An 11,849-nucleotide genomic window follows, 5' to 3' on the forward strand; every position below is an offset into this window, starting at 1 on the left:
TAACGTTGGCAACAATAAGAGAAAAAAATTGACTGAAAACCATCGAATTTTTAAAACGACAACTTGGATTTTTGATTTAGTCATTTTATTGACAATTTCAATTCATATTATATTATTTGGAATTCTATCTAATTATTCTTTATTAACTAAGATTTCAATATTATTATTGACACTAATTATCTCTTATTTTTTAAGTTATAAGAACTTTTATCAACTTGAATTATATAAAAAGTCTTTCAAATTAAATTATCCGTTACTATTTAAACTGAAGGAAATACCAAATGATGATATTTTGAGAATAGTTTATTGCAAACCAAAATTAAGACAACCAAGTAGTTTGATTTTTTTTTATAAAGAAAATGAGAAGCAACTTAACTTTAGATTTAATATAAAAAAATCAGAGGTGTTAAACATTCTAAATACATATGAACAGTTTAAAATAAAAATAATAAATGATCCAAGATTTTCTGAAAAAGAACAACTTAGAAGTTGAACAATAAATTCAAAATTGATAATCAAATAAAATACTATTGCCAACAATGTATAAATTCAATTGCTACTGAATTTCCTTTCGGAAATTCATTCCAATTTGCTAAATTAGTGCCTAACTTAAAATCCTGCGGATTTTAAGCCGCAACTGAAATTTATACGCCAACGTTAGCGGTAATTTGACCAAAAAAACAGCAGAAGACACTATGGAAATAAAAATGGGAGCGATTGTAATAGGTTCTTTACTTTGGGATTTGACAGAAATCCGAAAAAAATGGCAAAATGAACTATTACTTGAAAAAAAACATCGAGTTAGATTACCGATTCGTTATGGTAGACTTTCAGAGAAGAACCGACAAGGAACTTATACAATGGTTTTTTCTAACAATATAAACGATGAAAAAACAAAAGGGTTTGGTTATGTAATACCTTACAAAAACAATATCACATCGAATGAAGAGTTTGTTAAGCATATAAAATTACTTGCTGACGCAGAAGGTATTTCAGATAATCATATCTGCAAAAATTGGGGAACTGTTTGTATCTCAATTAACCCCTACATTGATAAAATTAAAAAACAAGAATTAACCAAATTATGGAATAATCTTGTTAACGATACAAAAAGTAGTTTAAAAGAAATTGAACAACCTAAAATAGAAAAATTCGGAGAAGAAAGTGAGCTAAAATCAATTGACCACAATTGGAACTTAACAATAGACTTGGATAATCTCTTCAAAAACGAGTTGAGGGATTTTGATTGTTTAATTGCAACATCCAATGCTGTTAAGCTAAATTCTAATAGAGATAATTTATATCCTACTTTTAAGCAAATTGCAAACGCAATTAAGCATAAGAATTATTATCGTTATTTTCTTGAAAATAGACAAAACAATATTAGAACTTTTCAAGATAAGAATATTGCTAAAGTATTAAAACGTAAATATCGGATTTCTTTAAAGGATAAATTAAAAACATTAAAACAAGAAATATCAAACAAAACAGTAAAATAGTATGAAACCAAAACAAATAATTAAAATCATCTTTCTATCATTGATTTTCATCTCAACAAAATCATTTAGCCAGTCAATTGACCAAAAAGCAAAAGCTGGAGCGGACTTCATTTGCGAATGCAGTAAAACAGCACTTTCAGAAAATGGAGTTGATACCGCCAAATTATTGGAAATATATAATTCTTATCAATCTCAAGGAACATTGTTAAGTAAATATAAATCTGACGTAAAAACAATTAGTTCACAAATGAATTCAAATTATTCTGCAATAGAAACAGAAATTTATAAATGCAGAAGTCAATTCAGACAAAAATTCAGCAGTGATTTGAACAACAAAGTATTTTTATCAAAAATGCAAGATATAATTAATAAAAACGCCTACACAAATGGTCCAAAACTAATCAAAGACTTAACCAACTAAATTATGAAAGCAATTAAAATTATATTAGGTATTTTGCTTTCGTTCGGTCTATTAATGGGTGCAATTCCTGCATTTTTTGAAGATTTATCGAACGGAGCTGACGGAGCAGTTTTGTTTGGAGAAGTATTTGGAATAATTCTATTTGGAGCCGTAATATATTATCTGTTTTCAACTGCTTCAAGTTCAACTAAAGAATCCAACGAAGTTCGGAAAAATGAATAAAGATTATTACCATATCTTAAACATTTCCAGCAACTCTACAAAATCAGAAATTGTTAAGGCTTTTAGGGAATTAGCTAAAAAATATCATCCAGATAAAAACCATTCGCCAAACGCATCTGACAAATTTAGAGAAGTTTTTGAAGCATATGAAGTTTTAAAAAATGATGAGAAAAGACAAATTTATGACCATTATTGGAATATTAAATTTAAAAATAAAACTGTAGTAAGTCAAAACGATTTCGAACCTGAATTTAAAGAACAACGTGAATCTGCTAAACAAACCGCAGATAAGTATTCTAAAATGCCGTATGAGGATTTTATAAATTCTGCAATTTTTGAAATAAAATTTGCAGTTAAGAAAACACCAACAATAGGTGCGATAATTTTGCTTTTTTGTTTAGGATTTTTTTTTCTGTTTTTTATGATTATGTTGTTTTCATCAAATATCGAAGGAGGAACAGGTTTATTTGCGGGATTATTTATTTTGCTAATTGCAATCGGAATTTTTGCAGTAGCAATATCAGATTGGAATAAATTAATGGAGGAAAAGAAAAGACAAAAGAACAATAAAAACTACCGCTAACACCGTATATAATTTATTGCTAGTTCTAGCCTACTTACGAAAATCCTCGCGGATTTTCTATTCGGTTTTTATTTGCTAAATTACGTGCTTAACCACGCAACAAACCATATACAAAAACGTTGTGTGTCATTTAATACACGTTAATAATAATATTTATGGAAGAAGATTTTAAATTTGATTTAAGCGTTTTTAGTGTTAGTGAACTAAAAATGCTAATAAATATAAAGTCAAAAAAAGAGTTTAACAATGAAGAAATTTCTTTCTTAAATAAATTCAAAAAAGAACACGAAAGACAAGAAAAAGAATATTATGATAATTCGGAATTAGAACGTAGAGCTAAATTAAAGAAAGGTAATTCAATAACAGATGATAGGATTGACCTAATGGAAAAACATTCTATAAAAACACTTATTTCAGATTTATTAAAATATGAAAACAGAAACAAGTACATATCTGAACAAAAAGGCCTTATAAATAAAAAATTTATAGATAGATTAAAAAAATACTTTCAACTAATAGATAATGGACTTTTAGAATCAAGCGCAGAAGAAATAAAGCAATACAAAGACATATCGGATTTATTTATAAAATCGATTGATAAAAAAGTAATTGAAAATTATAATAAAGGAATTGAAGTTAAGAAGACTTTTTTACCCTTTTTATATCTGAATGAATACGTGTAATAGCACCTAAAAGATAATCTATACCAAATTCAATTGATATATATTCAATTAACTTATCATCCTCTTTTATTTTATGCAAATCATTAATAAATTGAGGAGTAGATTTAATTAATTTATCTATGTCTTTTTTTTTAGCTTTTAAATCTGACATGATTATATTTACGCATAAAAGAACATCGTGCAACTAAATAAAAACATCAAATGAAAACAATTGAATTAATCACATCAGGAAAACAAACAACTGTATTTTTAGATAGAATATGTTTCATAAGAGAAAAAAGCTCAACAGAAACCATTATTAGATTTGGTAATGATCACTCTGTTGTTGCTAAAATCTCTTATAATGAACTTAAAGAAAAGATTAAACAACTTTAGACTTTTCTTTTAAATCAAGTAGACAGTTTTTTAAGACTTCCTCTGAAAAACTATAAGTTTGACCTTTAAGCAACTCAAGGATTTGATTTGTTATTCTTTCTGAATTTTCAACCGACATAAATAACGCCACACAACACAGTATAAAATCAATTGCTAATAATTTCCTATTTGGAAACTTATTGCGTGCTTCTTTTGTATTGCTTATTTTTAAAGTTAATATTAGTCCACGCAACTAACCTTATACAAACACGTTGGTTGCAATAGCGAAATTAAAAACTAAACGTAAAAATCGTGCGAATTCCGAACTTTGAAAACAGCAGAACTTTGCGTAAAAAAGTTTTACGGAAACTGAATTTAAAACTCGAGACCGAAAAGTAACGCTGAATTGAAAATGTAAAACGGAACTGTGCGCTGAAACCAACTCGTGCGGAATTTAAAAAACGTGAATTGATCACTGCTACTCTATCGAATTCCAAAATTGCGGAATCAAAACGTGGAATTGAATAGCAGAACGCAAATCAAAACTCTGAATGAACCTCAAAAAACTGAATTATAACTGCAACCAACAATGTATAAATTCAATTGCGGCTGAATTTCCTACGGAAATTCATTGCAATTTTCTATCTTTCAGCTCAATCGGAAAATCGGTACGATTTTCCGCAACTGAAATTTATACGCTAACGTTAGGCAACATTTGAATGAAAATCGTGAAAAAAATACACTATCTTTTTTTATTAACATTTTTAATCATTTTTAGCTGTGATAAAAAGTCACAGGAAATTAAAACTGATTTGGAGAAAATGAATTTGAATGGAAATGTAAAATCGTTTAAAACAAACGAATTTAGCCAATTGACAGAATCTCACTACTACTTTAATCGTAGCGGATTTATTTCCCAACTAAATTGGGTTTCAAAAAACTCTTTATGGCATAAAGAAAAATACTACTACTCTGACAATTTAGATTCAATCGTCAGATTTGACAAAAATGATGATTTGCAGTCAAAATCTGTTTTTCATTATAGTAATGGTAATTTGATTAAGACACAATTTTTCAATTCGAACAACGGATTAGAACGAAATTGGAAATACGAATATAATGACCAAGGGAAGATATCTAAAGAAGTTTTGTATTACGAGCCAAATATAGTAATCTCAACTCTAATATATGAATATGACCAATCAAACAGATTAAAAAGCAAAACAGAAATAGACAGTCATAAAACGACCTTTTTTTATAACGATAAAAACCAAAAAATCAGCGAAACGCAATTTTACTTTGATGACAATTCCGAAAGAAAATTTAGTTTTGGCTACGATGAAAATGGGTTTTTGAATAGACAGACTGATATTGAAAATAATGTAAGTTATAACTGGAATTATGAATTGGATAAAAATGGAAATTGGATTTATAAAAGAAAAGCTGGTGTTAGTTTGCAAAATACAGATATTGAGGCTGAAAGAAAAATAGAATACTATGAATAAAAAACGTTGCCTAACAATGTATAACCGCAATTACGGCGGATTCGACTGCGTCCGAATCCACTCGGAATTGCTAACACCAGTTCTTAACCGAAAATTATTAACTTTAATCCCGTAACTGACGGTTATACGAGACCGTTGTAAAACATATGAAAAAAATACGATTATGATTGTAAAAGAAATGCAAACCAAAAGAATTAACCATTCAAAAGAATTTTTTGCTAAACAATACGGAAATTCGGAATTGGAAAAAATCCGAACTGAAACAATGAACTCTTACGAAACGATGAAATATTTTGTGACTTTGGAAAATAAGTTTTATCCAAGTGCGACTGACATTATGAATACTTCTGTAAAAGTTGATTACATAAAAAACAAACATTACGAATCGATGGAGAAAAAAATCGATTTTATGCACATTAGCGCAGTTCTAATGCTGGAAAATTGGTTGCATAATATTCTACCAAAACAAAACGAAAATCCAACTTCGATTGCAAAAAGTATCGGAACTGAAGAAACTGGATGGATGATGGCTCAAAAAATAATGACTGATATGTTTGCGATTTGCGACGATTTGGAAAAAGAATTTGAAAATAAATAGATATGGTAATTTTTATAATAATTTGTGTACTGGTTTATTTCCTTGTAATTAAACCATTTTTAAAAAAAAGAGCGACAGAAAATTTAGCAAGTTTTTTGGCACTTCCTTCCGAAGTACAAAATATGATACATCAAGAAGATGTTTTTGGACTTTCGGAATTACTCGTTGAATTGGAACTGAATAAAAGTTATGGACCTGCGAAGTTAATTTTAGAGGCAATTGATAGTAAAGGCTTCGCATTTTCGAGAAGAGTAGATAAAGTGCGAAACGAAATGCGAATTAAAGCAGGTTTAGGCTCATTAAAACACTTTTGAACTGAAAAGTACTATGCCTAACAACGTATAAAATTAATTGCTTGGTACGAGCCTGCTTACGAAAATCCTCGCGGATTTTCTATTCGGTTTGTATTTGCTAAATTCGTTGCTTAACCACGCAACTAATCTTATACAAAACCGTTGGCAAAAATTTTGAAAAAAATGAAACGAATTTTAATACTTTTCTTTTTAAGTTTTATTTATAATTCTTTTGGACAAACTAGAGAGATTTATCTTAATGATGATTTAAAGAATATATCTGAATCTGAATTTAATGAAAACACCAAAGAACTCACATATAATCTTCAATTTGATTTGGATACTTTAATTGTAAATGTTAAAGTTTTAAGAGTTAAAAAAGGTAAAATATCAAAACAAAAACTTGACTCTATAAAAACCAATTTATCAAAATCATCAGGAAAAGAGTTAAATGAAAGTGACATTATTGTCATTAATTATTTTCCAGGATTAGACAGATGTAATTCAGGAGCTGGAAGTTCTTTTTTACGTGAAAAATATAGTCGCTATTTAAGAAAAATAAATAAGAATGAAAATGTAAGTCAGTTTTTTGTTTATAAAACAATAGAAGGCACTAAAAAATACGGACGAAAATTAGAATGGATTCCTGACATTGGAAATCTTATAGAAAAAATCTTCTTTCCAATACATTATAATTGTGGAAGTTTTGCTTTGATTGACGAAAACGGGAACTACTATTTGACCAAAGGGGAATATGATATTGAAAAAATTATTGATTTAATTAAAGACAAGAAAAAAACTTTTGCCAACAATGTATAACCGCAATTACGGTGGATTCGACTACGTCCGAATCCACTCGGAATTGCTAACGTCAGTGTTAAACCGAAAATTAACGCATATTAACCCGTAACTGACGGTTATACGAGACCGTTGGGCACAATTAAAACCCCTGAATTTAAAACTAAATTATGATAGCACGAGCAGAAAAAGACGGTAACTACATAGAAACTTACGACAGTAAAGGAAAAAGAATTAAACGAGCATATAACAACGGAGACTTATTGGGAAATTCATCTGAAATAGTGGTTGTTCAAGACGGAAACTATATAGAGGTATATGATGCAGACCTAAAAAGAATTTCACGAACCTATAAAAAAATAGACAGGTTTCTTGGAGCTTCTGGAAATACTTTTTCTATCCAAGATGGCAGTTACGCAGAAACATTAGACGAAAAAGGTAAAAGAATAAGTAGAAAATATTCTAAATAAATATGGCAAAATCAAGTATTACAGATATACCAAGAAATGTATCGCTCGGAGAAAAGGACAATTTTGGTATTGAACCTTTTGAAAATGGTCTTACAAAGTTTATTGAAAATACAAATACACCAATAACTATTGCACTTCAAGGAGAATGGGGAAGCGGAAAAACCTCATTAATGAATAGTCTAAAAAAGAACTTGAGCGATAGTGATAACTCAAACTTCCACTCTATTTGGTTAAATACTTGGGAATACGCTTTAATGAAAGATGCTTCATCAACTTTGATAGACATCATTTCAAAATTGATTGATGAAGTTTCAAAAATAGCCAATGTTGATAATCAAAAGAAAAACCAACTACTAAAAAATGTCAAGAAAATAGGTTTTTCGGCTTTAAAAGTAGCAAGTTCACTCAACAGCATTGCAAGTTCTGCAATGGATGAGATTGAAAAGTCTTTAAGCCAAGAACAAGAAGTAACGATTAGTCAGATAAGAGATGAATTGGAAAATATTATCAGCGATTGTTTACAAAAGGACGCAAAAAAGGAAGGTTTTATCTTTTTCATTGATGATTTAGACCGAATTGACCCACCAGTTGCTGTGCAACTTTTAGAATTATTAAAAAATATTTTCACTCTAAAAAACTGTGTTTTTGTTTTAGCCATAGATTATGATGTTGTTATAAAAGGGCTTGAACCAAAATTCGGTAAATTATCAGAGCAGAACGAAAGGGAATTTAGGTCGTTTTTCGACAAAATTATCCAAGTTCCTTTTTCAATGCCAGTAACAAGTTACAAGATTGACACTTTCCTAAAAGAGAGTTTAGTATCTATCAATTATATTAGTGAAACGCATTCCAAAAACGAAGAACTCGTTTCAAAATTTTCGGAGATTTCAAATTTATCAGTCGGAACAAACCCAAGAGCATTAAAAAGACTAATGAATTCGCTTTCACTCATTAGCTGTATAAACTCAACAAAGAATAACAACCAAGAGGACGACCAATTGAATGAGGAATTGGAACTATTGATAAATTATGCTTTGGTAAGTATTCAAATTGCATATCCACCTGTTTATAGATTACTGTCTTTACATTCGGCATTTGACAAATGGAACGAAAATGTTGCTTTGCAAATGAATTTAAAACCGCTTGACCAACAAAGCATTGATAAATTAAACCAATCGGAAGAATTTGACGAAGAATGGGAAAAAGTGTTGTTCCGACTTTGTGAAAACGACCATTATTTAAAGAAACGAGCTTTAAGTATTTCTCGACTTCTAAATGCGCTAAAGGTTTCAATTACCGAAAAAGGAGAAGATGTTGAGGACATTATTGGTTCTGTCATTTCACTTTCGTCTGTAACAAACCTTGAAGCATTTGATACACCAGTTGTAGATTATCACAGAGGTAATTTCTTAAAACATTTAAGACATCTTTTATTACCTCAATTAAAAAAGAACTTACCCGAAATAGCGAACCAAATAAAACCACAAGGAAAAAGAGTACAGTCCAACGCTTTTATAAAATTTACAGACAAAGATTGGGGACATTGGATTAAACTGCATTCACATCCTTTTGAAGGTGGTGTTCGATTGATTATGGTTTCCGATAAATGGGTTGCACCAATCAACAATCATAATACATTGCAAGATGCAATCAAAGAAACTGGATTGGAAAATGAATTTAAACAACTGGAAACAGACTATAATAATTACATTTCCAATTTTCCAGACTTTAAAGCTCTAAAGTTTTATGATGAAATAGCAAATCGAGAAGGTTGCTTTGTACTTCAGTACTATGCTTATTTAACGCTTCCAAATACTTCGTCTTTTTATGATGAAACCAACACCAAAAACATCAGTTTGGTTATTACAGAAATGTATAAGTTTTTAGTTCGTTTAGATGAATTAAAAAGTAAGGTTTGGCAATTCTATAAACCAACTTAATTATGTGTGCAACATTTTCAATAAATGCTGGTACTTACACTCTTAAACATAATTCTCAAAATAGCAAAAACATTATTTTGAATGGAACTACCAATTATGTCATACCAATTTATCAGCGACCATATTCTTGGACTGAAACACAATTAAAAAAATTTATAAACGATATTTTCGTTTCATTTTGGGGATATGAACAAGACAAAGATGCAGAACCTATGTTCATAGGAACTATGCAACTTTCTGAATTAAAAAAAGATAATACGCAACATATTATAGATGGACAACAAAGGATAACCACTTTTCTAATTCTACTTAAAGTCCTTAAATCTAAATATCAGCATATTCAAAGCATACAAAACATTTCACTTGATTGGTTAAGCACAGAAGTCAATAATGGAGAGCAACAAGAAAACTTACAAGAACTTTTAGCACAAAATCAAATTGTAAGCTCTAATGGAAATTCTTTAAATAAATACATCGAAAACGCCAAACTAATAGGAAATCTAATTGATAATCAAACAGATTCGGAACAATTTGAAATTGAAAGATTTATTAAGCATTTGTTTTCAAATGTATATTTTGTAGTTATAGAAACTAAGGCGAGTTTATCAAAAACATTACAAATATTTGATGCAATAAACACCACTGGTTTAGACTTAAATGCTGGAGACATTTTTAAAATTCGTATGTACGAATACTTAAATATGAGTGGTGAGAATAAAAAGGCGTTTAATGACATTAGTGCCTTGTACGAAAAGATAGATTTAAACAACAAAACATTTAAAAGTGAAATAGCCAACATTCAAAGCATTCTACATATCTATCAATTCTTTTTAATTGCTAAATATAATTTGCCCAATGTTTTATACACCTACGGAACCACTACATTTTTTGATAGGTTATTTGAAACTTTATTCAATATAAACCAATGGGAACATTTTAGAAATACTATAAAATCAAACAATCTTGAATTAAAACTTATCGAAATAGACAAAATTATTGATTTGAGATATGAATGGGAAGATAAATGGCGAAATAATACGTATTCCAATGTAGAAAATGCAGGATTACTTCATCTATGGTGGTGGTCAAGATATGGTAGATTTTGGATATTAAACTTTCTAATTCTAAACAGCTTACAAAACGAAAGTGATAAATACATAAAGTTAGAGAAGTTTACAAAACAACTTACAAAGTTGTATTTGATTTATAGTTTGCTTTATCAAAAATCAATCAACGAGATAAATGGCTCATTTACTAATCAACTAACGAAGTTAATAGTCAATGACTCTTACAATTCAGTTATGCAACACATAACCAACAAAATCAATCAGCATTACGACTGGAAAAAGAAAAGATTGACTGAAATCATATCAGGCGACATTTTATACAGCACAAAAGTAAAGAACATACTTTGTCGATTATCAGCATTATTAGAAGAAAACACAAATTCAACAGAACCAACAGACATTAGAAACTTAAAGAAAAATCTGTTTTGGAATGCACTTGACATTGAGCATATACAATCATATAATGATGAGAATTTAGAGGAACGAGATAAAATAAAGTCTGAATGGGGAGAAAACTTAAACTCTTTAGGGAATTTGGTGGTATTGGAACAAAACATTAATCGTTCAATAAATAATGTTACGAGCAAAAAATTTGATGGTTATAAAAAAAGTTCATTAACAATTGTAAATGACAAGCTAACCGAACAGTATTCTGATTGGAATTTAAAAAAGTGTATCGACCGAAAGGACTATGAAGTGAATAAAATAATTAAGTATCTAATGGAATAAATAACTGTGCCCAACACTGTATAAGCGTAATGCGGGTGAAAGTGCTAAAGTTAAAATTTCATACTTTTACCAAACTTATCGGCTAAGTTGAAAGTGTAGGCTTCGTAATCCCGAACTACGCTTATACTTTACCGTTAACTACAATATTGCATCAACCAAAAACGCTCAATTAGTGCTGAGTTTTAGCAACGTAACTTAAAAGATTGAAAACAGAATTTTAGCCTGTTAAGGATCTGAATTTAAAAAACATAAAACGGAACTGAACTCTAAAACTTACTCGTGCGGAATTGAATAAATTGCGGTCGAATTCTGTCGCTCAAAACGGTATGAAACTCAAAAAACGGAAACAGTAAAACAGAATGTTGCGGAAAAATAAAGCGGAAAAAAATAAGTTTTCTCTGTACAATTTCGCCAGCTGAATCACATAAAATAACACAATACTGTAGTTAACAAGGTATATATTCAATTGCTACTGAATTTCCTTTCGGAAATTCATACCAATTTGTTATCTTAGTTGCTTAATGCTGAAAATCCTTCGGATTTTAAGCCGCAACTAAATCTATACCAAACCGTTGGTTACAATAGCGGAATTAAAAACTAAACGTGAAAATTGTTCGAATTCTGAACTTTGAAAACAGCGGAACTTTGCGCAAAAAAACATAACGGAAACTGAATTTAATACTCGAA

The 11,849-nt window shown here is 29.5% G+C and carries 15 protein-coding genes; 14 read left to right on the forward strand and 1 reads right to left on the reverse strand.

Translation table 11 applies throughout. The features are described from left to right. The 6 genes from WA327_RS14820 to WA327_RS14845 all read left to right on the forward strand — a co-directional run. On the forward strand, nt 1-493 hold a 493-nt coding region (locus WA327_RS14820; RefSeq protein ID WP_336071015.1), incomplete at its 5' end, for a hypothetical protein. A gap of 202 nt (nt 494-695) precedes the next feature. Further along, nucleotides 696-1,499, forward strand: coding sequence for a hypothetical protein (locus WA327_RS14825; RefSeq protein ID WP_336071016.1), 804 nt, complete (start codon nt 696-698; stop codon nt 1,497-1,499). A 1-nt stretch (nt 1,500) separates the two neighbouring features. Next, nucleotides 1,501-1,920, forward strand: a complete 420-nt coding sequence (locus WA327_RS14830) for a hypothetical protein (protein WP_336071018.1) — start codon at nt 1,501-1,503, stop codon at nt 1,918-1,920. A gap of 3 nt (nt 1,921-1,923) precedes the next feature. Next, nucleotides 1,924-2,142: a hypothetical protein gene (locus WA327_RS14835; RefSeq protein ID WP_336071020.1), complete on the forward strand. Its 219-nt coding sequence runs from the start codon at nt 1,924-1,926 to the stop codon at nt 2,140-2,142. Further along, nucleotides 2,135-2,725, forward strand: a complete 591-nt coding sequence (locus WA327_RS14840) for a DnaJ domain-containing protein (protein ID WP_336071022.1) — start codon at nt 2,135-2,137, stop codon at nt 2,723-2,725. The genes WA327_RS14835 and WA327_RS14840 overlap by 8 nt, the downstream gene beginning before the upstream one ends. 155 nt (nt 2,726-2,880) lie before the next feature. Then, nucleotides 2,881-3,408 (forward strand): hypothetical protein, encoded by a 528-nt coding sequence (locus WA327_RS14845; RefSeq protein WP_336071024.1) that lies wholly within the window; start codon nt 2,881-2,883, stop codon nt 3,406-3,408. On the opposite strand, the gene WA327_RS14850 is transcribed toward WA327_RS14845, so the two are convergent. Next, nucleotides 3,362-3,559 carry a hypothetical protein gene (locus WA327_RS14850; protein WP_336071026.1) on the reverse strand — a complete coding sequence of 66 codons (198 nt, stop codon included), beginning with the start codon at nt 3,557-3,559 and terminating at the stop codon, nt 3,362-3,364. The two genes, WA327_RS14845 and WA327_RS14850, sit on opposite strands and share 47 nt — an antisense overlap. Before the next feature lie 50 nt (nt 3,560-3,609). On the opposite strand from WA327_RS14850, the gene WA327_RS14855 reads away from it, so the two are divergent. From WA327_RS14855 to WA327_RS14890, 8 genes are all read left to right on the forward strand, one after another. Continuing rightward, nucleotides 3,610-3,783 (forward strand): hypothetical protein, encoded by a 174-nt coding sequence (locus tag WA327_RS14855; RefSeq protein ID WP_336071028.1) that lies wholly within the window; start codon nt 3,610-3,612, stop codon nt 3,781-3,783. A gap of 707 nt (nt 3,784-4,490) precedes the next feature. Then, the gene (locus WA327_RS14860; protein ID WP_336071030.1) at nt 4,491-5,267 is read left to right on the forward strand and encodes a hypothetical protein; all 777 of its coding nucleotides are present in this window, start codon (nt 4,491-4,493) and stop codon (nt 5,265-5,267) included. A gap of 163 nt (nt 5,268-5,430) precedes the next feature. After that, entirely contained in the window at nt 5,431-5,865 is a 435-nt protein-coding gene (locus WA327_RS14865; protein ID WP_336071032.1) for a hypothetical protein, read from the forward strand. A 2-nt stretch (nt 5,866-5,867) separates the two neighbouring features. Continuing rightward, complete coding sequence (locus tag WA327_RS14870) at nt 5,868-6,179, forward strand: hypothetical protein (protein WP_336071033.1); 312 nt, start codon at nt 5,868-5,870, stop codon at nt 6,177-6,179. 162 nt (nt 6,180-6,341) lie between these two features. Beyond that, a complete protein-coding gene (locus tag WA327_RS14875; protein WP_336071035.1) occupies nt 6,342-6,977 on the forward strand; it encodes a hypothetical protein in 636 nt (211 codons plus the stop codon). Nucleotides 6,978-7,126: 149 nt separating this feature from the next. Continuing rightward, nucleotides 7,127-7,426: a hypothetical protein gene (locus tag WA327_RS14880; RefSeq protein WP_336071037.1), complete on the forward strand. Its 300-nt coding sequence runs from the start codon at nt 7,127-7,129 to the stop codon at nt 7,424-7,426. A gap of 2 nt (nt 7,427-7,428) precedes the next feature. Next, the gene (locus WA327_RS14885) at nt 7,429-9,366 is read left to right on the forward strand and encodes a P-loop NTPase fold protein (RefSeq protein ID WP_336071038.1); all 1,938 of its coding nucleotides are present in this window, start codon (nt 7,429-7,431) and stop codon (nt 9,364-9,366) included. Nucleotides 9,367-9,368: 2 nt separating this feature from the next. After that, complete coding sequence (locus WA327_RS14890; protein ID WP_336071040.1) at nt 9,369-11,162, forward strand: DUF262 domain-containing protein; 1,794 nt, start codon at nt 9,369-9,371, stop codon at nt 11,160-11,162. Nucleotides 11,163-11,849 lie beyond the last annotated feature (687 nt).

The organism is Mesoflavibacter sp. CH_XMU1404-2 (genome assembly GCF_037029465.1).
GTDB lineage: Bacteria > Bacteroidota > Bacteroidia > Flavobacteriales > Flavobacteriaceae > Mesoflavibacter.

Excerpts from the sequence above, each read along its gene's own strand:
- WA327_RS14825 (WP_336071016.1), top strand. The coding sequence starts at position 696 with ATGGAAATAAAAATGGGAGCGATTGTAATAGGTTCTTTACTTTGGGAT.
- WA327_RS14830 (WP_336071018.1), top strand. The coding sequence starts at position 1,501 with ATGAAACCAAAACAAATAATTAAAATCATCTTTCTATCATTGATTTTC.
- WA327_RS14835 (WP_336071020.1), top strand. The coding sequence starts at position 1,924 with ATGAAAGCAATTAAAATTATATTAGGTATTTTGCTTTCGTTCGGTCTA.
- WA327_RS14840 (WP_336071022.1), top strand. The coding sequence starts at position 2,135 with ATGAATAAAGATTATTACCATATCTTAAACATTTCCAGCAACTCTACA.
- WA327_RS14845 (WP_336071024.1), top strand. The coding sequence starts at position 2,881 with ATGGAAGAAGATTTTAAATTTGATTTAAGCGTTTTTAGTGTTAGTGAA.
- WA327_RS14850 (WP_336071026.1), bottom strand. The coding sequence starts at position 3,559 with ATGTCAGATTTAAAAGCTAAAAAAAAAGACATAGATAAATTAATTAAA.
- WA327_RS14855 (WP_336071028.1), top strand. The coding sequence starts at position 3,610 with ATGAAAACAATTGAATTAATCACATCAGGAAAACAAACAACTGTATTT.
- WA327_RS14865 (WP_336071032.1), top strand. The coding sequence starts at position 5,431 with ATGATTGTAAAAGAAATGCAAACCAAAAGAATTAACCATTCAAAAGAA.
- WA327_RS14870 (WP_336071033.1), top strand. The coding sequence starts at position 5,868 with ATGGTAATTTTTATAATAATTTGTGTACTGGTTTATTTCCTTGTAATT.
- WA327_RS14875 (WP_336071035.1), top strand. The coding sequence starts at position 6,342 with ATGAAACGAATTTTAATACTTTTCTTTTTAAGTTTTATTTATAATTCT.
- WA327_RS14880 (WP_336071037.1), top strand. The coding sequence starts at position 7,127 with ATGATAGCACGAGCAGAAAAAGACGGTAACTACATAGAAACTTACGAC.
- WA327_RS14885 (WP_336071038.1), top strand. The coding sequence starts at position 7,429 with ATGGCAAAATCAAGTATTACAGATATACCAAGAAATGTATCGCTCGGA.
- WA327_RS14890 (WP_336071040.1), top strand. The coding sequence starts at position 9,369 with ATGTGTGCAACATTTTCAATAAATGCTGGTACTTACACTCTTAAACAT.